Source organism: Streptomyces sp. NPDC053069 (assembly GCF_044546895.1).
Classification (GTDB): Bacteria; Actinomycetota; Actinomycetes; order Streptomycetales; family Streptomycetaceae; genus Streptomyces.
Genome location: NZ_JBITZN010000005.1, coordinates 105,913 through 125,266, shown reverse-complemented (window position 1 = coordinate 125,266; position 19,354 = coordinate 105,913). Strand labels below are relative to the sequence as shown.

General features: G+C 72.4%; 22 protein-coding genes. 11 read left to right on the top strand and 11 right to left on the bottom strand.

Features of this window, described 5'->3' with window-relative positions:
• Positions 1-42 precede the first annotated feature (42 nt).
• From ACIGXP_RS13125 to hypA, 7 genes are all read left to right on the top strand, one after another.
• The gene (locus ACIGXP_RS13125; RefSeq protein ID WP_399767504.1) at positions 43-1,131 is read left to right on the top strand and encodes a hydrogenase expression protein HypE; all 1,089 of its coding nucleotides are present in this window, start codon (positions 43-45) and stop codon (positions 1,129-1,131) included.
• Positions 1,132-1,194: 63 nt separating this feature from the next.
• Positions 1,195-2,988 (top strand): nickel-dependent hydrogenase large subunit, encoded by a 1,794-nt coding sequence (locus ACIGXP_RS13120; RefSeq protein ID WP_399767501.1) that lies wholly within the window; start codon positions 1,195-1,197, stop codon positions 2,986-2,988.
• Positions 2,981-3,535, top strand: a complete 555-nt coding sequence (locus ACIGXP_RS13115) for a NifU family protein (RefSeq protein WP_363219672.1) — start codon at positions 2,981-2,983, stop codon at positions 3,533-3,535. The genes ACIGXP_RS13120 and ACIGXP_RS13115 overlap by 8 nt, the downstream gene beginning before the upstream one ends.
• The gene (locus ACIGXP_RS13110) at positions 3,532-4,122 is read left to right on the top strand and encodes a DUF5947 family protein (RefSeq protein WP_399767497.1); all 591 of its coding nucleotides are present in this window, start codon (positions 3,532-3,534) and stop codon (positions 4,120-4,122) included. Before ACIGXP_RS13115 ends, ACIGXP_RS13110 begins: the two co-directional genes overlap by 4 nt.
• 20 nt (positions 4,123-4,142) lie before the next feature.
• Positions 4,143-4,349, top strand: coding sequence for a hypothetical protein (locus ACIGXP_RS13105; protein WP_363219670.1), 207 nt, complete (start codon positions 4,143-4,145; stop codon positions 4,347-4,349).
• Positions 4,350-4,399: 50 nt separating this feature from the next.
• Entirely contained in the window at positions 4,400-4,561 is a 162-nt protein-coding gene (locus ACIGXP_RS13100) for a hypothetical protein (RefSeq protein ID WP_363219669.1), read from the top strand.
• A gap of 7 nt (positions 4,562-4,568) precedes the next feature.
• Positions 4,569-4,925, top strand: a complete 357-nt coding sequence (gene hypA / locus ACIGXP_RS13095; protein WP_399767494.1) for a hydrogenase maturation nickel metallochaperone HypA — start codon at positions 4,569-4,571, stop codon at positions 4,923-4,925.
• A 30-nt stretch (positions 4,926-4,955) separates the two neighbouring features.
• Here hypA and hypE read toward each other — a convergent pair whose 3' ends face one another.
• The 9 genes from hypE to ACIGXP_RS13050 all read right to left on the bottom strand — a co-directional run bounded on the left by hypE (position 4,956) and on the right by ACIGXP_RS13050 (position 14,211).
• Complete coding sequence (gene hypE / locus ACIGXP_RS13090; protein ID WP_399767491.1) at positions 4,956-6,029, bottom strand: hydrogenase expression/formation protein HypE; 1,074 nt, start codon at positions 6,027-6,029, stop codon at positions 4,956-4,958.
• A complete protein-coding gene (gene hypD, locus ACIGXP_RS13085) occupies positions 6,022-7,176 on the bottom strand; it encodes a hydrogenase formation protein HypD (protein WP_399767488.1) in 1,155 nt (384 codons plus the stop codon). The genes hypE and hypD overlap by 8 nt, the downstream gene beginning before the upstream one ends.
• Entirely contained in the window at positions 7,173-7,463 is a 291-nt protein-coding gene (locus tag ACIGXP_RS13080) for a HypC/HybG/HupF family hydrogenase formation chaperone (RefSeq protein WP_363219665.1), read from the bottom strand. The genes hypD and ACIGXP_RS13080 overlap by 4 nt, the downstream gene beginning before the upstream one ends.
• A 3-nt stretch (positions 7,464-7,466) precedes the next feature.
• A complete protein-coding gene (gene hypF / locus ACIGXP_RS13075; protein ID WP_399767485.1) occupies positions 7,467-9,815 on the bottom strand; it encodes a carbamoyltransferase HypF in 2,349 nt (782 codons plus the stop codon).
• A complete protein-coding gene (gene hypB / locus ACIGXP_RS13070) occupies positions 9,812-10,534 on the bottom strand; it encodes a hydrogenase nickel incorporation protein HypB (protein WP_399767482.1) in 723 nt (240 codons plus the stop codon). Before hypB ends, hypF begins: the two co-directional genes overlap by 4 nt.
• Positions 10,535-10,607: 73 nt before the next feature.
• Positions 10,608-11,174 carry a hydrogenase maturation protease gene (locus ACIGXP_RS13065; protein WP_363219662.1) on the bottom strand — a complete coding sequence of 189 codons (567 nt, stop codon included), beginning with the start codon at positions 11,172-11,174 and terminating at the stop codon, positions 10,608-10,610.
• Positions 11,171-12,880: an enoyl-CoA hydratase-related protein gene (locus tag ACIGXP_RS13060; RefSeq protein ID WP_399767478.1), complete on the bottom strand. Its 1,710-nt coding sequence runs from the start codon at positions 12,878-12,880 to the stop codon at positions 11,171-11,173. The genes ACIGXP_RS13065 and ACIGXP_RS13060 overlap by 4 nt, the downstream gene beginning before the upstream one ends.
• Positions 12,881-12,946: 66 nt before the next feature.
• Positions 12,947-13,315 (bottom strand): hypothetical protein, encoded by a 369-nt coding sequence (locus ACIGXP_RS13055; protein ID WP_363219660.1) that lies wholly within the window; start codon positions 13,313-13,315, stop codon positions 12,947-12,949.
• 365 nt (positions 13,316-13,680) lie between these two features.
• Complete coding sequence (locus ACIGXP_RS13050; protein ID WP_363219659.1) at positions 13,681-14,211, bottom strand: hypothetical protein; 531 nt, start codon at positions 14,209-14,211, stop codon at positions 13,681-13,683.
• A 461-nt stretch (positions 14,212-14,672) separates the two neighbouring features.
• Here ACIGXP_RS13050 and ACIGXP_RS13045 point away from each other — a divergent pair, with 461 nt between their 5' ends.
• Positions 14,673-15,173, top strand: coding sequence for a DUF1360 domain-containing protein (locus tag ACIGXP_RS13045; protein WP_399767474.1), 501 nt, complete (start codon positions 14,673-14,675; stop codon positions 15,171-15,173).
• A gap of 43 nt (positions 15,174-15,216) precedes the next feature.
• Here ACIGXP_RS13045 and ACIGXP_RS13040 read toward each other — a convergent pair whose 3' ends face one another.
• Positions 15,217-15,954: an MgtC/SapB family protein gene (locus ACIGXP_RS13040; RefSeq protein ID WP_363220803.1), complete on the bottom strand. Its 738-nt coding sequence runs from the start codon at positions 15,952-15,954 to the stop codon at positions 15,217-15,219.
• A gap of 235 nt (positions 15,955-16,189) precedes the next feature.
• Between ACIGXP_RS13040 and ACIGXP_RS13035 the strand changes: the two genes are divergently transcribed.
• The 3 genes from ACIGXP_RS13035 (at position 16,190) to ACIGXP_RS13025 (ending at position 18,685) form a co-directional block, all read left to right on the top strand.
• Positions 16,190-16,639 carry a DUF2267 domain-containing protein gene (locus ACIGXP_RS13035; protein ID WP_399767470.1) on the top strand — a complete coding sequence of 150 codons (450 nt, stop codon included), beginning with the start codon at positions 16,190-16,192 and terminating at the stop codon, positions 16,637-16,639.
• 106 nt (positions 16,640-16,745) lie between these two features.
• Positions 16,746-17,141, top strand: coding sequence for an ANTAR domain-containing protein (locus ACIGXP_RS13030; RefSeq protein ID WP_399767467.1), 396 nt, complete (start codon positions 16,746-16,748; stop codon positions 17,139-17,141).
• A gap of 377 nt (positions 17,142-17,518) precedes the next feature.
• Positions 17,519-18,685 (top strand): AI-2E family transporter, encoded by a 1,167-nt coding sequence (locus tag ACIGXP_RS13025; protein WP_399767464.1) that lies wholly within the window; start codon positions 17,519-17,521, stop codon positions 18,683-18,685.
• Between the two features lie 26 nt (positions 18,686-18,711).
• Here the strand turns inward: ACIGXP_RS13025 and ACIGXP_RS13020 are convergent, their stop codons facing one another.
• The gene (locus tag ACIGXP_RS13020; RefSeq protein WP_399767461.1) at positions 18,712-19,269 is read right to left on the bottom strand and encodes a TetR/AcrR family transcriptional regulator; all 558 of its coding nucleotides are present in this window, start codon (positions 19,267-19,269) and stop codon (positions 18,712-18,714) included.
• Positions 19,270-19,354: the final 85 nt, after the last annotated feature.

Genomic DNA, 19,354 nt, shown 5'->3' with positions numbered 1-19,354 from the left:
CCACGACCCACTCCGAGACCGGCTGCGACGGAGGTTGCAGACATGACCACACAGAGCGGTACCACCGAAGTCCGCGGGGAGCCCAGCCGAGCCGAGGCGCGGCAGGGCTTCGACGAGATCACCATCCTCTGGATCTCGGAGGGCATGAGCTGCGACGGCGACACCGTGTCGCTGACCGCCGCGGGCCAGCCGTCCATCGAGGACGTGGTGCTCGGGCTCATCCCGGGCCTGCCGAAGGTGAACCTGGTCAACAAGGTGCTGTCGCCGAGCCTGGGCGGCGAGGACTTCCTGGCTCCGTACCGGGCGGCGGCCCGCGGTGACCTGGCCCCGTTCATCCTGGTGATCGAGGGTTCGATCCCGAACCAGAACATCATCCAGGGGGACGGTTACTGGACGTCGTTCGGCAACGACCCGGACACCGGTGAGCCACAGACCCTGAACTGGTGGATCGACCAGCTCGCGCCCAAGGCCTGGGCGGTGGTGGCCGCGGGGACCTGCGCCACGTTCGGCGGGATCCACGCCATGGCCGGCAACCCGACCGGCTGCATGGGTCTCGCGGACTACCTGGGCTGGGACTTCAAGGCGCAGTCGGGGCTCCCTGTCGTCAACGTGCCCGGCTGTCCCATCCAGCCGGAGAACTTCATGGAGACCCTCGTCTGGGTGCTCCAGCACGCGGCCGGTGCCGCTCCCCCGCCGCCGCTGGACCACATGCTGCGTCCCCAGTGGCTGTTCGGGAAGACCGTCCATGAGGGCTGTGACCGGGCCGCGTACTACGAGCAGGCCGACTTCGCGAAGGACTACAACTCCCCCAAGTGCCAGGTGAAGGTGGGCTGCTGGGGCCCGGTCGTCAACTGCAACGTGCCCAAGCGCGGCTGGATGGCCGGCATCGGCGGCTGCCCGAACGTCGGCGGCATCTGCATCGGCTGCACGATGCCCAGTTTCCCCGACGCCTTCATGCCGTTCATGGACGAGCCCCCGGGCGGCACGCTGTCGTCGATGGTGATCCGGCCCTACGGGGCGGTCATCCGACGGCTGCGCGGCCTGACCAACGACATGGTGAACCACGAGCCCAAGTGGCGCCACAACAAGCGCAAGCTCACCAGCGGTTACAACCCGCACTGGCGTGCCTGACGCCGCCCCACCCCGTCCCGCCAACGACCCGCCCGACCCGAACAGCGAGGGGCAGAACCGCAGATGACCACCACCGAATCGCGGCCGACAGGACGCAAACCCGCCCAGATCGTGGACATGTCCTGGGATCCGATCACCCGGATCATCGGCAACCTGGGCATCTACACGAAGATCGACTTCGCCAATCAGGAAGTCGTGGAGTGCCACAGCACCTCATCGCTGTTCCGCGGCTATTCGGTGTTCATGAAGGGCAAGGATCCGCGCGACGCCGGGTTCATCACCTCCCGGATCTGCGGCATCTGCGGCGACAACCACACCACCTGCTCGAACTACGCCCAGCAGATGGCCTACGGCGTCAAGCCGCCGAAGCTGGCCGAGCACATCACCAACCTCGGCGAGGCGGCGGAGTACATCTTCGACCACACGATCTTCCAGGACAATCTGGTCTTCGTGGACTTCTGCGAGGCGATGGTCAAGGCCACCAACCCCGGGGTCCTGGCCCGCGCCGAGCGCACCGACGCGCCCCGCGGCGACATCCACGGCTACCGGACCGTCGCGGACATCATGAAGGCCTTCAACCCCTTCGAGGGCGAGGTCTACAAGGAGGCGCTGAAGGTCAGCCGGATCACCCGGGAGATGTTCTGCCTGATGGAGGGGCGGCACGTGCACCCCTCCACGATGTACCCGGGCGGCGTCGGCACGATGCCGCAGCCGAACACCTTCACCGACTACCTCAGCCGCCTGATGCGCGTCATCGACTTCATCAAGAAGGCGGTGGCCATGAACGACGACGTCTTCGACTTCTTCTACGAGGCCCTGCCCGGCTACGAGGAGGTCGGCAAACGCCGGATCCTGCTGGGCTGCTGGGGGGCCTTCCAGAACCCTGACGTCGTGGACTACCGCTACGCGTCGATGAACGAGTGGGGCCGGGCCATGTACGTCACGCCGGGCGTCGTGGTGGACGGCAAGCTGGTCACCAACAACCTCATCGACATCAACCTCGGCCTGCGCATCATGTTGGGCAGCTCCTTCTACGAGGACTGGGTCAACGAGGACCCGTTCGTCACCCACGATCCCCTCGGCAACCCCGTGGACATGCGCCACCCGTGGAACCAGACCACGGTGCCGGTGCCGCAGAAGCGGGACTTCGAGGGCAACTACAGCTGGGTGATGAGCCCCCGCTGGTACCACCCGGACACCGGTGAGCACCTCGCACTGGACACGGGTGGCGGACCGCTGGCCCGGCTGTGGTCCACCGCGCTGAGCGGCCTGGTCGACACGCCGTACGTCAAGACGACCGGCGGCGCCATCCGCATCACCCTGCCCAAGGGCGAGAAGCTGCCGGAGACGACCCTGGAGTGGCGCATCCCGAAGTGGAGCAACACCCTCGAACGGGACCGCGCCCGGCCGTACTTCATCGCCTACGCCGCCGCCATGGCCCTGCAGTTCCTGGAGGAGGCCATGGGGATGCTCAGGAGCGGCGACACCAAGGTGTACGAGAACTTCGAGGTGCCGGACGAGTCGATCGGCTGCGGCTTCCACGAGGCGGTGCGCGGCGTCCTCTCCCACCACCTGGTGATCCGGGACAAGAAGATCGCCAACTACCACCCGTACCCGCCGACCCCGTGGAACGCCAGTCCCCGCGACATCTACGGCACCCCGGGCCCGTACGAGGACGCCGTGCAGGGCCAGCCGATCTTCGAGGAGAACGGTCCGGACGACTTCAAGGGCGTCGACATCATGCGCACCGTGCGCAGCTTCGACCCCTGTCTGCCGTGCGGCGTGCACATGTACATGGGTAAGGGCAAGACCCTGACCACCGTGCACTCGCCGACGTACGGGGCCAACCATGGCTGAGACCGCCGTACGGCTGGCGGACCCGGAGGTGGAGGCGCGGCTCGCCCGTCTCGACGAGGTGCTGGCCGGGCTGGAAGCCACGCCGGGCCCGGCCCTGGAGGCGGTGCGGCTGCTGACCGAGGTCTACGGCGAGGCTCTCGCCCGCGTGCTGGACCACGCCGACGCACCGTTGCGGGAGCGGCTCGCCGACGACGAACTGGCAGGGCATCTCATGGTGCTGCACGGGATCCACCCCGAGGCCCCGGAGCGCCGGGCTGCCCGCGCGGTGGAGAAGCTGCGGCCCGTGGTGCGCGACCGCGGCGGTGACCTGGAGTGGGCCGGGGTCGACGGGCAGGTGGCGCGGGTGCGGCTGAGCACCGGCGGCGGATGCGGCTCCGGGTGCGGTGGCGGCTCCTCCGACGTCACCGAGGCGGTCCGGGCGGCGGTGCTGGCCGTCGCTCCCGAGCTGACCGCCGTGGAGACGGTGCCGAGCGAGCGCAGGGCGGCACCGGCGTTCGTACCGCTGACCACGATCAAGCGCCGGGCCACGCCGCAGGAGGCGCGGTGACCGTGGACGGTGCGCTCGCCCGCGTCATCCGCTCCGCCGCCGACCGCGCGGCGACGGCCGAACCCGAGGTCTGCGAGCTGTGCGCCGCCCGTGTGACCGAGGAACACGCTCACCTGTACGACACCGCCGCAGCCGAAGTGCGGTGTGTGTGCGGCCCGTGCTCGGTGCTGTTCGCCGACGACGCGGCGGGCCGCTACCGGCTCGTGCCCCGCCGCCGGCTGCGGCTCCCGCCGGTCGACACCGGCGTGCTGGGCGTCCCGGTGGGCCTGGTGTTCTTCGTGCCGCGCTCCGACGGCACGGTCACCGCACAGGGTCCGAGCCCGGCCGGGGCCATGCGCTGGGAGGTGGACGCGGCGGCCTGGCAGCGGCTGGCCGCCACGGTCCCGCAGCTCGCCGCCATGGCACCCGACGTCGAGGCGCTGCTCGTGAACACCGTGCGCGGCCTCGACGAACACTGGATCGTGCCGGTCGACGACTGCTACCGGATGATCGCTCTGGTCCGCCGCGAGTGGCGGGGCCTGTCCGGTGGCGGCCGGGTCTGGCCGGCCGTAGAACAGTTCTTCAGGGAGCTGACCGAGCGGTCGTGAGACCGGGAAGGAGAACCGACATGGGGAGCATCCGAGTGGGCCGCCCCCAGGCGAAGCCCGATACGCCCTCCCACGTGCGCGGACTGCACCAGGGCAACAAGGGCCCGTACAAGCACCAGCCCGGACACCACAAGGACGGCAGTTCCGACGCCCGCCGCTCCACCGGTATCCACTGGAAACGGCATGACGCCCTGGTGAAGGACATGCCGAACATCTCACCGGGATGAGGGAGCAGACAGTGACAGTCATGAACATGGCCATGCGAAGAAGAAGGCCCGTGCGTGCGGGGATGTCGGGACGGCAGCTGCTCGCGGCGCAGGCCGCGCTGGTCGGCAGTCTCGTGGCCGCCCTGTTCGTCAGGGAACTCCCGGGCATCCTGCGGGAATTGCGCATCTACCGGATGACCGGTGGGCTGCGCGCCAACCGCCGGTACCCGTGAGCCGCTCGTGCACGAGCTGTCGATCGCGACCGCGATCGTGGAACAAGCCGAGGAGATCGCCCGCGCGGACGGCGTGGACCATGTGGCAGCGGTGACCGTCCGCGTCGGGGAGCTGGCCGGTGTCGTGCCGGACGCGCTGTGCTTCGCCTTCGAGGTGGCCCGCGACGGCACGCCGCTCGCCGGGGCGCGGCTCGTCGTGGAGCAGGTGACCGCGCACGCCTGGTGCGGCGGGTGCGCCGAGGAGTTCGCGGTCGGCATGCCGCCGTTCTTCTGGTGCCCGCGCTGCGACCGGCCGTCGCAGGAGCTGCGCAGCGGACGGGAGCTGGAGATCACGGCGGTCGATCCGGTACCGGCCCCGTCCTGACGGGGCCGGTCCGCTCGGCAGATCCTCCGCTCAGCAGATCCGGGGCAGTTGCTCCCCGAGCGGCAGGTCCACCACCCGGGTGCCGCCGAGGCCGGTGGCGACGACGACCATGCCCGGGTGGTCGGCCACGCACTCGCCGATGAGGGCGGCGCCGTGGCCCTGCGGGTGCGCCCGCATCGCCGCAAGAACCGCTTCGGCGTGCCGCGCGGGTACGAAGGCGACGAGCCGGCCCTCGTTGGCGACGTACAGCGGGTCCAGGCCGAGGAAGCCGCAGGCGTTCGCGACCTCCTCCGGGACCGGGATGGCCCGCTCGTGCAGCCGCACGCCGGTGCCGGAGGCACGGGCGATCTCGTTCAGGGACGTTCCGAGTCCGCCCCGGGTCGGGTCACGCAGGACGTGGAGGTCCGTGGTGACCGCCAGCATGGCCGCCACGAGGTCCGCCAGGGGCGCGGTGTCGGAGGCGATCTCGACGCCGAACTCCAGGCCCTCGCGGACGCTCATGATCGCCACGCCGTGCAGCCCGATGGGGCCGCTGACGATGACGGCGTCGCCCGGCCGGGCGCGCTGCGGGCGGATGTCGACTCCGTCCGGTACGAGGCCCACGCCGGCGGTGGTGACATAGACGCCGTCGCCGTGTCCGGACTCGACCACCTTTGTGTCGCCGGTGGCGACGGTGACCCCCGCCGTCTCGGCCGCCGCGCCGATGGCCTGCGCGATGCGGCGGACGACGTCCAGTTCCACGCCCTCTTCCAGGACGAAGGCGGTGGACAGGTAGGCGGGCCGGGCTCCGCTCATCGCCAGGTCGTTCACCGTGCCGTTGACGGCGAGGTCGCCGAGGCTGCCGCCGGGGAAGAACAGCGGCCGTACGACGTAGGAGTCCGTGGAGAAGGCCAGCCGGGCCCCGCCCAGGTCGAGGACGGCCGAGTCGGTGAGCGCGGCCAGGGTGGGGTTGCCGTAGGCGGGGGCGAAGACCTGCTCGATGAGTTCGGCGGACAGGGCGCCGCCTCCGCCGTGGCCCATGACGACGACCGGCTGGTCGCGCAGGGGCGCGGGACAGGCCCAGTTCGCGGGGTCGACGGCCGCTTCGGTAGCCAGGTCAGCCAACGGGGTTCATCTCCTCCTGCTGGGACTGCAGCGTGCGGGATCCCTGCGGCGTGGGGGCGTTGTGCATCCGGCGGTACAGGTAGTAGGCCGCGCAGGCGCCCTCGCTGGAGACCATGGTGGCGCCGAGCGGGGTGCGCGGGGTGCAGCTGGTGCCGAACGCCTCGCACTCGGTGGGCTTGATCAGGCCCTGCAGCACCTCACCGGCGCGGCACACGGCGGGTTCCTCGGTGCGGATTCCGGCGACGTCGAAGCGGTGTTCGGCGTCGTAGGCCCGGTAGGCGTCGGACAGCCGCCAGCCGCTGGCGGGGATGCGGCCGATGCCGCGCCAGTTGCGGTCGGTGACCTGGAAGACGTCCTCCAGCATGCGCAGGGCCGCCGGGTTGCCCTGCTCGCGTACGGCGCGCGGATAGGCGTTCTCCACCCGGTGCTCGCCGCGCTCCAGCTGGTGTACGGCGCGGCGGATGCCTTCCAGGATGTCCAGCGGCTCGAACCCGGTCACGACGATCGGCACCCGGTGCCGGTCGGCCAGCTCCGGGTACTCGGCGGTGCCCATCACGCTGCACACGTGCCCTGCGGCGAGGAAGCCCTGCACCCGGCATTGCGGTGCCGTCATGATGGCCTCGATCGCGGGCGGGACGCGGACGTGGGAGACCAGCAGGCTGAAGTTGTCCAGGCCGAGGCGGCGGGCCTGGTGGACGGCCATGGCGTTGGCGGGTGCGGTCGTCTCGAAGCCGATGGCGAAGAACACCACCTGGCGGTCCGGGTGCTTGCGGGCGAGGTCGAGCGCGTCCAGCGGTGAGTACACCACGCGGACGTCACCGCCCCCGCCCTTGACCCGGAACAGGTCCCGGTCGGTGCCGGGCACGCGCAGCATGTCCCCGAAGGAGCAGAAGATCACCTCGGGGCGGGCGGCGATCTCCAGGGCCTTGTCGATGACGTCGAGCGGGGTGACGCACACCGGACAGCCGGGCCCGTGGATCAACTCGACCTTCTCCGGCAGGAGTTGGTCGATGCCGTGCCGGATGATGGAGTGCGTCTGGCCGCCGCAGACCTCCATCAGCGCCCAGGGCCGGGTGACCGTGGCGTGGATCTCGTCCAGCAGCCGGCGCGCCAGGTCCGGGTCGTTGAACTCGTCGATGTACTTCACCGGGCCTCACTCCCGCTCTCCTGCCGGGCCGCCTGCTCCCAGGCGTCCCCGAACTCCTCCTCCAGCAACCCCAGTTGCTCGAACAACTCCAGGGACGCCCGGGCCGACTCCTCGTCCAGGCGCTGCAGGGCGAAGCCGACGTGGACGATGACGTACTCCCCCACCCGCACGTCGGGCAGGTACTCGAGACACGCCTGTTTCTGCACTCCGCCAAAGTCGATCATCCCGGTCAGGGGGTCGGCGCGGTGGTCGATGGACACGACCTTGCCGGGCACTGCCAGACACATGGGTCACTCCGTCTCGTGGTGGTTCGCTGTTCCCGCGACCATGAGCTGACCGAGCGCCAACCCTCCGTCGTTCGGGGGGACTTCGCCGTGCCGCAGGATCGTGAAGCCGGCCGTGGCCAGCCGTGCGGTGCACTCCTCCTCCAGCAGGCTGTTGGCGAAGACACCTCCGGTGAGGGCGACCGTGGTCAGGCCGGTCTCGGCGCGGGCACGGTGACAGATGCCGGCGACGGCCGCCGCGACGCCTCGGTGGAAGCGGGCGGCGAGGACCGGTGCGGGGGTGCCGCGCCGCCGGTCCTCCAGGAGTGCGCGCAGCATGGGCGCCGGGTCGATGTCCCGCTGCCGGGCGAACCCGAAGGGGTACGCCACCCCGTCCGCGTCGCGGGCCTCGGTCGCCGTCGCCTCCAGCTCCATCGCGGCCTGCGCCTCGTATCCCGCCCGGTGACACACGCCGACCAGGGACGACACCGCGTCGAAGAGGCGGCCCATGCTGGACGTGGGCGCACATACCACCTGCCGGTCCAACTGCCGGCGCAGTATGGCGCGTTCGACGTCCGTGCAGGCCCGGACGCTGGGCAGGTCCGGTTCCCAGTCCAGTCCTGCCGCCCACAGCCGGGCCAGCGCCAGCCGGCACGGATTGGCCACGCCTGCGTCCCCGCCGGGCAGCGGTGCGGGTGCGAGGTGGGCGAAGCGCCGGTAGCCGGTGTAGTCGGCGAGCAGGATCTCGCCGCCCCACACGGTGCCGTCGTCGCCGTACCCGGTGCCGTCGAAGGCGACTCCGATCACCGGGGTCGTACCGTCCAGGCCGTGTTCGGCCATCGCGGAGGCGATGTGGGCGTGGTGGTGCTGGACCAACCGCAACGCCTGGTCCGGCAGTTGGGCGGCCCGGGTGCGGGCTCGGCGGGTCGAGTGGTAGCCGGGGTGCCGGTCGGCGGCGACGAGGGCCGCGGCGACTCCGGTGAGGCGGGCCAGGTGTCGCTCGGCGCGCTCGGCGGCCTCCAGGCCGGCCAGTTCGCCCATGTCACCGATGTGCGGCCCGAACCAGGCGTGGTCGCCCTCGCCCAGGCACAGGGCGTTCTTGAGGTCACCGCCGACCGCGAGGACGGGCCGTACCGGAACCGGGAGGCGCACGGGGCGCGGGACGAAGCCGCGGGATCGTCTGAGGACCTGTCCGGTGCCGTCGGGGCGGACCCGCAGCAGGGAGTCGTCGCACGGCGAGGCGATGGGCCGGTCGTGGGCGAGCCAGGCGTCGGCGAGTCCGGCGAGCCGGGTCAGCGCCTCGGCGTCGTCGGTGACGATGGGCTCGCCGGAGCGGTTGCCGCTCGTCATGACCAGGACCCGGGGGCCGGGCGGATCGCCGGGCAGCCCGAACAGCAGGGTGTGCACCGGGGTGTAGGGCAGCATCACGCCCACGTGCGGGCTGCCCGGGCAGACCTGGTCGGCGAGGCGGAGGCCGTCGGCCGGGGTGCGCCGGCGGAGCAGCACGATGGGGCGCCGGGCGCTGGTGAGCGCGGCCCGTTCGGCGGCGGAGACGTCCGCGAGCCGCTCGGCGGTGGCGAGGTCGGCGCACATCACCGCGAAGGCCTTGCCGCCGCGTTCCTTGCGGTCGCGCAGCGTGGCCACGGCCCGGGCGTCGGTGGCGTCGCAGGCCAGGTGGTAACCACCGAGGCCCTTGACGGCGACGATCCGCCCGGCGGCCAGCAACGCCCGTGCCGCCGCCAGGGCGTCCGCGTCCCGGGCCGGGCGGACGCCGAGATCGTCGGCCGGGACCAGGGTGAGCCGCGGTCCGCAGTCGGGGCAGGCGACCGGCTGGGCGTGGAAGCGCCGGTCGCCGGGATCGCCGTACTCGCGGGCGCAGGACGGGCACATCGGGAAGCCGGCCATGGTCGTGGCCACGCGGTCGTACGGCATCGCGGTGGCGATGGTGAAGCGCGGGCCGCAGTGGGTGCAGGTGACGAACGGGTGCCGGTGCCGGCGGTCGGCCGGATCGGCGAGTTCCCGCAGGCAGTCGGCGCAGGTGGCGGTGTCGGGCGGGAGCTGGGTGCGACCCGCGGCCCGCTCGGTGGAGCGGATGGTGAAGGCGCCGGTGTCGCCGGTCGCGGGCAGGGCCATGTCCTCGACGGCGGTGACGGTGGCGAGCGGCGGCGGCTGCTCCGCGAGCAGGACGCAGAAGCGGTCCACCTCCGGCGCCGGGCCCTCGATCTCGATGTGCACGCCGTCGCCCGTGTTGCCGACGAATCCGGCCAGACCGAGCCCCGCGGCGAGGCGGTGCACATACGGCCGGAAGCCGACCCCCTGCACGGTTCCCCGCACGGTGAGGACGCGGCGTACCGGTCCGGCGGCGGGGGCGGTCATGCGACGGGAGCGGACGCGGTGGGGTGGTGGCCGTGCGGCTGCGGGGCCAGGGGCGGTCGGTGCGGGGCACCGTCCCGGGCGGCGAGGGCGCGCTCCAGGAGGGTGCCGACTCCGTCACCGGTGCGGGCGCAGGACCGTACGATCTCCACGCCCGGGTTGACCCGCTGCATGTTCGTCCGGAACGCGGTCTCGTCGAAGCCGGCCGGCTCCGCGAGGTCCGCCTTGGTGATCACCACCAGATGGGCGGAGCCGAAGGCGGTGGGGTACTTCAGCGGCTTGTCCTCGCCCTCGGTGACCGCCATCAGCACGACCCGCAGGGTCTCGCCGAGGTCGTACGCGGCCGGACAGACGAGGTTGCCGACGTTCTCCACGAAGAGCACCGAGGTGTCCGGCGGCAGCCAGCCGTCCAGCCTGGCGCGCACCTGACGGGCCTCCAGGTGGCACAGTCCGTCGGTGAGCAGTTGCTGGACGGGGGCGCCGGAACGGGCCAGCCGGACCGCGTCGTTCTCGGTGGCCAGGTCCGCGGTGAGCGCGGCCACCGGCACGCCCTGCTCCACCGCGCGGGCCAGGACCCGGCCGAGGAGTTCGGTCTTTCCGCTGCCCGGGCTGGACAGCAGGTTGACGACGGTGACGCCCTGCCGGGCGAGGTCGCCGCGCAGATCCGCGGCCAGGTCGTCGTTCTTTGCCAGAACGGCCTGCTTGACGTCGGACCGGCACATGGGCACAGCTCCTCGGATACGGCGGTGGGGCCCGGGCCGCGTCCCTGTGGCCCGGGCTCCCCCGATCTTCCGCTCAGCCTGCCGTCGTACCGGGCAGCGCAGCCGGGCGCGGGGGCCCGGATTCCATCGGGCGGCCCAACGGGGGTGCGGGCGCGGCGGGGTCGGCGAGCAGGACCGGGATCAGGGCGTGCAGCGTGTCGACGGCCCGGGGGACGGCTTCCCGTACCGGTGTACTGAGCCCCGGCAGCAGGTCCTCGTCACCGGCCGGCAGCACCTGCGGCTCGCAGGCCAGGACGAGGACGCGGGGCAGTGGCTCCTCGCCCAGGTGCGCGGCCAGGGCCAGCACCTTCGCCGGGTCCATGCCGTGGGCCTCGGGCACGACGGTGCCGTCGGGGGGTGCGGCCTCGATCAGCGAGAGGGTGCCGGGGCGGTGGCCGCGCCGTGCCGCGTCGACCAGAACGGCGGTGTCGTATCCGTCCAGCAGGGCGTAGGCGAGGTCCATGCCGCGGATGCCGTAGTCGTGCACCCGTACCCGGGACGGCAACGGGCGATCGCCGAGGGCGCGGATCACCTCGGGGCCGAAGGCGTCGTCGGCGAGGAAGATGTTGCCGACGCCCGCCACCAGCAGGCGCGGCGTCAACGGACGTCTCCGGCGGGCAGCGCCAGGGGGCGGGCGGTGCCGCCGGGCACCTTCCGTACGAAGGCCGACCGCAGCGCGTGGTACGGGGCTTCGGGATCGAAGAAGACGGCGTGCATACGGGCCAGTTCGACCTGTCGGTACTTCGCCAGCGGTCGCACCTTCTCGTCCGAGCGGCGGGCCGCCGCCTTTTCGGAGATGCGCCGGGCGATGTTCGGCGCGGCCGCGACGTCCGCCGCCATCCGCTCGACCTCTGCCGCGAAGTCCTGCGCACCGGTCGGCACCAGCCGGTCCACCAGCCCGATCCGCTGGGCCGTCGTGGCGCTGACCGGCAGCGCCTCGGTCATCAGCCGGTGGGCCGTGTCCGCTCCGACGCGGCGCGGCAGCGTGTACGTCCAGAACTCCGAGCCGTACAGGCCCATCCGCCGGTAGTGCGGGTTGAGGACGGCGCCCGTACGGCACCAGACCTCGTCGGCGGCGAGAGCGAGCATGGCGCCGCCCGCCGCCGCGTTGCCGGCGAGCGCGGCCACCACCAGCCGGTCGGTGGTGCACAGGACCGCCTCGACGAGGTCGTCCATGGCGTTGAGGTTGGCCCAGGACTCCTCGGCCGGGTCGGCGGCCGCCTCGATGACGTTCAGGTGGATGCCGTTGGAGAAGAAGTCGCGGGCTCCGCCGAGCACCAGGACCGACGTGCGGCGGGCGAGGGCCGACTCGTAGGCGGCGAGCAGCCTGCGGCACTGGTCGGTGCTCATGGCCCCGCCGGGGAAGGAGAAGGCCAGGAATCCGACGTCACCGCGCTGCCGGTAGCGGATGTCGGTCCAGGTGCGGCGGTCCGGGGACAGTTCGAGCGGCAGGGGGCAGGCCGCGAGCCGGAGGGAGGGCTGGTACGAGGCGAGCACGGAGGCGGCCGGGCGGCGGAAGGGCGCCGGGTCGCCGGAGTTCTTGCGCGGGCGCAGTTCCGGGATCCACACGGCGCCGTCCCGGGTGGCCCGGCAGACGGCGCCCGCCCGGGTCGCCAGCAGGGCGCCGGGGCGGCCGCGCAGCCGGTCCTCGGGGTGTCCGCCGTGCAGGAACACCTCACGGCCGAGGAGTTCGTCCAGGACGCCCGGCTGTGAGTCGGCGCCGCGGAGTTTGCGCAGGACCGTTTCGGTGTCGTCCCGCTCCCAGTCGATACGGCGCCGCTCCTGACGGAAGGCGTCGCGCCAGACCACGCTGATCGAGTCGTCGGTCTGCCGCTGGGGCTTGTAGGACCCCTCGGCATAGCGCCGTACGGCGGTCAGGACGGCGGTGACGGCGGCGTCGGAGGCCTCGTTGCGGTACAGGCCGCTCTTGCCGACCGGCGCCACCGGGAAGGGTTCCGCCGCCCAGATCGCACCCGCGTCCATCGCCGCCTCCGCCTGCAGGACCGTCACCCCCCACTGGTCCGCCCCCTCGGCGATGGCCCAGTCCAGCGAGGACGGGCCGCGGTCACCGGGCGGGCCGGGATGCACGATCAGGCAGGTGTGCTCCCGCCACACGTCCTCGGGCAGGGCCGTCCTGAGCATCGGCGCGATGACCAGCTCCGGCCGCAGCTCGCGCACGGCGGCTCGGACCGGGTCGGCGCCCTGCGCGGCGAGGACGACGTCCACGCGGTGCCCGAGGTCCGACAGTTCGGCGTACACACGCTGGGAGAGGCTGTTGAACGCGCTGGCGACGAGCAAAATGTCCATGACATCGCATGGTCGTCCCTGGCCGGGGTGCCGTGAAGAACCGCCGCGCGGATTTGTCCCCCTCTGTCAGGTCTCTTCCTCCATACGGATCGCATTGCGCAGATCCTCGAAGGCCTGGCTCCGGTCGTCGGAGTGGGCCTCCAGCAGGGCCCCGGCGATCGCGTCGAGCTTGCGCTGGATAGCGTGCTCGGCCCGCATCTCGGCGTTCTTCAGGAGCGCCAGGAGCAGCAGGGTGACCGCGGTCATCGACTCGCCCGCGAGCAGCAGCAGCTCGATCCGCAGCTGCGCGAGGTGCGCGGCGACGAAGAAGCCGACGAGGAGCAGGCAGAAGAGGAAGAACACCGGGGAGCTGGTGAAATTGGAGGCGTATTCCGCGAACTGCTCGAACCGGCCGCGGCGCGCCCCGCCGCGGTGCACGGGATTCTTGAAGGTCATGACCGGGCCTTCCCTTTCGGCCGACGCCACCGGCCACTCGGCCGACTGGACCGGCTTGGCCGACTCGACCGGCTCACTGGCCGCCGGGCGGTCATGCGGCGGCCCGGGCCGCGGCCCGTATCCGGTTCGGCGCCCCCATGCCCGGGCCCACTGCCCCGTCCGCCGATGTCTCGTCGCCTTGCGCGCCCATCGCCTTCTCCTGCCTGCCGCCACTCGGGCCGGCCGCCGCCGGCGAACGGCCCACGGATCAGCTCCGCAGTACCCCGGCAAGGGCGTACGACACCGGAGGGGGCCCGACGGCACAGGGGCTCAGGCGGAGGGCGCCCAGGGGGAAGGGCACGGGAGAGGGGCGGTGGAACACGGGCTCAGGCGGCGAGGGCGCCGTCCGGTCCCAGGCGGTCCAGGAGCTGGTCGAGGTGCAGCTCGGCGACGGGGGCGAGAAGGTCGGGGTGGCGCAGCAGCGCGGCGGCGCGGCGGTCACCGTCGTCGGGCGCGAGCAGGCGCCGGAACTCCACCGGTGCGCCCGAGGCGTGCTCGCCGTCGGCGAGTGCGGCGACGGCCAGCCCGGCCAGCTCGGGATCGGTGAGCAACCCGGCCGCCCAGCTCGCGACGACCTCGTCCACCCAGGTGCGCCAGGCCCAGTCGTCCACCGGGCCGTCCTCACCGGCCCGCTCGGTACCGGTGATCCAGTCGAGGCGTGCGGCGCCGCCGGGACCGGCCATCGTGACCAGGGCCGCGTCGATCTCCGTCGGGTAGCGCAGCCACGCGGCGACGGTCACGGCCTGCCGGGCCTGTGCCTCGCACAGGGCGGAGGCCAGCGCGCCGCCACTGGGTGGGTAGGCGACCGTCAGCCAGCGTGCCGTCGCGGCGATGAGAGGGGACAGATCAGTGAGCACAGCCGGGCCGTCCGAGAGGCGAGGGGAAGGGAGAACAGGGGCTCGTCGCAACGGTAGCCCGGCGCGGGTACGACGGGGAGGGGGTTGCGAACCAGGTCATATGTGGCATTGCCCACGTCGCAGGGGGTCTCGCATCGCGCATCGGGTGGACGCCGCCCCGCCCGCGGGTCGGCGCCGTCCCGTCGGCGTCGGCAGCCGTCGCGGGCATCGGCGTGGGCCCAGCGGCGGCGGAGCGGTTCGGACGACCCTGACCCAGTCCACCGGTGCCGCATGCCGTCCCTGCCCGTCCACCCGTGCCCAGCCGGTGTCCCGGCCCGTCCACCCGTGCCCGGTCGGCATCCCGGCCCGCCCTCTCGCGCCGGGCCCGGTGCCCAGGGGGACGTGTCGCCACCCCGGCCCGGGGAACCCGAGGCGGGCCCGCTGCCGGCTGGGCGGACGTGCGGGGAGGTTTGGGAGGTCTCATGACGACGGACGCCGTGCGGTACGACGACCAGGGCGACGTCCCGCTCGCCGGGTATGCCGTCCTCGCCTCCGTCTTCACGGCGGGCGCCGGCACCTTCGCGGTGCTGGCCCGGCGCCGGGGGGTCCGGCTGCCGGACGAGGTACCGCCGTGGGACGTCGTACTGATGGGTGCGGGGGCGTACAAGGCGTCCAGGCTGCTGGCCAGGGACAAGGTCACGAGCTTTCTGCGGGCGCCGTTCACCCGCCGCGCGGACGAGGGCGAGGCGAACGAGGTCATCGACGAACCGCGGGGCCGCGGGATCCGGCGAGCCGTGGGCGACCTGCTGTCCTGCCCGTTCTGCATCTCGGCCTGGACCGCCGGCGCTCTGGTGTGCTCGTACGCCGCGACGCCGAGGCTCACCCGCCTCGTCTGCGGGGGCCTCGGCGCGCTGACGGTCGCGGACTGGCTGCAGTACGTCTGGACATGGACACAGCAGACGGAACAGACGCAAGGGAGCTGAGCGGCACGGGACCGGCGCTCCTGCGCCGCAGCGGCCGTACGCGCTATTCGTCGTCCGCCGCGGCGCTCACCTCGACGTCGAGCACCCCCGCGTCCTGGAAGAACTCCGACGCCAGCCCCGATGAGTCCCCGGTGCCCTCCAGTTCCAGCAGCACCCGGGCCGCGTCGTCCGCCCGGCCGGGCAGCCGTTCGACCTTGACCTGCACGATCCGGAAGCCGCGCCGGGTGCAGGTCTCCATCAGGCGTGGCAGCAGTGCCGCACCGGTCCGGTAGGTCAGCCGCGCCTCGAAGGTGCCTGCGGCCGTGCCCGGGATCAGACGGGACGTGAGGAGCGGATAGCCCCGCACCACCAGGAAGTGCAGGGCGGTCACCGCCAGCGCGAGGAGGGGCAGTCCGCCGCCGCAGGCCATGCCGACCGCACAGGTCAGCCAGATGGTGGCGGCCGTCGTCAGCCCCCGTACGGCGTCCCGCCGCACGAAGATCAGGCCGCCGCCGATGAAGCCGATGCCGGACACGATCTGCGCCGCGACGCGGGAGGGGTCGAAGGAGACGTTCTCCAGCCCGAGCACCGCCGTGAACCCGTGCTGGGACACCTCCATCATCAGCGCGCTGGCGATGCCGACGAGCGTATGGGTGCGCAGTCCGGCGCTCTTCTGCTGGGCCGCCCGCTCCCAGCCGATCAGGCTGGACAGCAGCAGCGCCAGCCCCAGCTCGGCCAGCTGCCGCAGCCCCTGGCCGTTGTGCACGTCCCACAACGGTGCCGCCAGTCCCGCTCCTATCATGCACACCTCACATCTCGCTCCGCCGGTGTCCGGTCGTTCGATGGTCCGCCGCCGGCGCCTACCCCGCGACGGGAGCGCGACTCCACCGGGGCGGACACCGGCCGCAACCGGGTACTGGGCCGCGGCAACCGGGTACTCGGCAGGCCCAGGTACCCGGACGGGCCGAGGCTCGCGCCTCACCCGCGGCGAGGGACGTACCACTGCGTCAGGACTTCGTGCGGAAGGAACCGGCCTCATGCGGCACGACGAGATGATCGGAAAGGTGCAGGAACTGGCCCAGCTGCCGGACCGGGGTTCGGCCGAACGGGCCGCGCACGCCGTCGTCAGCACGCTGTCGGAGCGGCTGCCGTCCGGGCTGGCCCGGCATGTGGCCGCCCAGCTGCCGCCCGACATGGCGGCGGCCATGCGGGAGGCGGCCGACGCCTCGGCCGCCGCCGACTCCGGCGTGGCGGGCGAGCGGTTCGGGCTGACCGTCTTCGCCGGACGCATCGCCGACCGGGCGGGCACCGACGAGGACACGGCCCTGCGGGAGGCCGCCGCGGTGCTGGAGGTGCTCGACGCCGCGCTCGCGCCGGAGCTGACCGAACGGATGGCCGGCGCCCTGCCCGCGGACATCCGTGACCTGCTGCCGGTGGGCCGGGCGACCGAGAGCGCCGAGAACACCCGTGGGGGCGGGCAGGGTTGACACCTGGGCACCTGCGCGACCCGGCGCGCTGCTGGTTCAATCTGTGTGTCGGCGCCCACCGAGGGCAGGCGTAGCAGTGACGCCCCCACTCCTGCAAAGGTGCTCCATGGCCTTCTTCGCGCTCTCCCGGCATCAGCCACTGGTCCTGCTCTCCTCCACCGACCTGGCAGCCGAGTACGAACGGCTGATGACCGAGAACGAGCAGCTGCGCCGCGCCGTGTCCTCGCACGCGGTGATCGACCAGGCCATCGGAGCCGTGGTCGTCATCGGGCAGATCGCCCCGGAAGAGGCCTGGCGGGCGCTGCGGGACGTCTCCCAGCGCACCAACACCAAGCTCCGGACGGTCGCCGAGCACATCCTGCAGTACGCCCGGGGCGGGTCGCTCCCCGAGCCGGAGCGGCTGGAACTCGCCAGGGCGATCGCGCGCTACCGGAGAGCCGCCGACCTTGACGAGATCCCGACGGGACGTCGGGCGACGGGGGATCCGGCACCGGATCAGTGACGGCCCGCCTTTGTACGGTTCGTCTTTGTACCGTTCGCGCGGCGAAGTCGGCGGTGCCTGCTGTGCCGGGCGGCCGGAGGCCGCAGGATCCACCGGTCCTCGACCTGGTCCAGCCCGTACAGCAGGATGCTGAGGATCGGAAGCAGCAGTACGGCGATGGTGATCACTGGTGGATCCCTCTCTGCCGGCGGCAGCTCCCGGGTGCCCCGCTCGGTCCGGCCCACCCCGGGCTGTTGTGAAGGTCCTGTGACGCACGCTCCGGTCACATCCCGAAGAGGCGCCCGGGCGTATTCCGCGCGCTCCACCGGCCACGTGCGCTTACGGTGCTGTATGAGTGACCGACCGTCATCAGGGGTGGCGGAGAGGAGCCGGAATCGGTGGAGGGCGATGGGCCGCGGGTGGCCGGAGCGGGCGGCCGGCGCCGCGGGAGGCGGGTACTGGGCAGCCGGCCGGCGTATGCGGTGCGGATCCCGGCCGCCCCGCGGCCCGAACCCGTGCCCGTGGCCGAGCGGACGGTGCCCTGGCTGCGGGTCGGGGCGGCCTACTCCTGGCGGCTCATCCTCGTCGGGATCGTCGTCTACGGCGTCTTCAGCGTCCTCGGCAGCTTCCAGCTCATCGCCGTCGCCCTCTTCCTCGCGTTGATCGTGACCTCCGTCCTGCGCCCGCTGACGGACCTGCTCAGCCGGATCGTGCCGCGGCCGCTGGCCGTCGCCGTGACGCTGGTGGGCAGTGTGCTGCTCCTGCTGGGCCTGCTGGCCCTGGTGGGCAATGCCGTGGCGGGCGAGTCGGCCCGGCTGGCGGGTGAGTTCCGGGGCGGGGTGCACCGCATCGAGGAGTGGTTGCGCAGGCCGCCGTTCAAGCTGAGTCCCGGACGGCTGTCCGAGCTGGAGAACCAGGTCACGCACTACATCTCCACGCACCGGTCCAGCCTGCTCAGCCGCGCCGTCAGCGGACTGAGCAGGGTGGTCGAGCTGGTCACCGGGATCGCGCTGGCGCTGTTCGCCTCAGTGTTCTTCATCCACTCCGGCGAGCGCCTGTGGGGATGGATCCGCGACCAGCTGCTGCCGAGCGGCGCCCGTACGGCGTGGGACCGGGCCGGTCACGCGGCCTGGCAGGCCTTCGCCGGGTACACGCGCGGCATCATCATCGTGGCGGCCACCAATGCCATCCTCGTCGGAGTCGCACTCCTCGTGCTGCGGGTGCCGCTCGCGCTGCCGCTGACGCTGCTGGAGTTCTTCGCCGCGTTCGTGCCCCTGGTGGGCTCGCCGGTCGCGCTCGCCGTCGCCACGGTCGTCGCGCTGGCCGGACGCGGGCCGATCACGGCGGTGGCCGTGCTGGCGCTGATCGTCGTCATCGGCCAGCTGGAGGGGCATGTGCTGCATCCGCTGGTGATGAGCTGGGCCGTACGGCTGCATCCGCTCGTCGTCGCGGTCTCGGTGATCGCCGGCAGCATCATCGCCGGTGTGATCGGTGCGGTGGTGGCCGTGCCGCTGGTCTCGGTCGTGTGGGCGGTGCTGCGCGCGCTGCGCGCGGTGCCGCCGTGAGAAGAAGCGCGCCGCCGTCGTACCGCTCAGCGCAGAGCCGCCGCCACAAGGCCCCTGATCTCCTCCTCCGACACACTTCCGCCGTTCACCAGCCGGTCGAAGATCAGGCCGTCCACACAGGTCAGCAGCGTCACCGTGCGTTCCTCCGGGTCCGCCACACCCTGAGCTGCGAGAAAGTCGCATGCCGCCTGCCGCGCACGGTTCTCGCGCGGCAGCAGGATCTCGCGCAGTTCGGGATGACGCGCGCTCTCGACTGCACACGCGTAGCGCGCCAGGGAACGTCTGCGCCCCTCCCCGGTGAGCCGCGCTGCGGCGAACTGCGCCAGTCCGGCGACCATGTCACCGACGGTGCGCGGCACCGGCACCCGGGCGCCGATCTCCTGCAGCTCGGCCTGGTCGAGGGCCACCAGGCGCCGGACCAGCGCGGTGAGCAGGGCCTGACGGGTGCGGTAGTAGGCGGAGGTGGTGCCGTCGGGCAGTCCTGCCGCCCGGTCCACGGCGCGGTGCGTCAGCCCCCGCATACCGGTGTCGGCGAGCACGGCGATGGCCGCGTCGGTGAGGACAGTACGTCGATCTGTGGACACCCCCTCTTTCTACACCCCCGTTTCTACAGCCGTAGAACACGCCTGTACGCTCTTCTACATCTGTAGAAGACGAAGGGGAACCGGC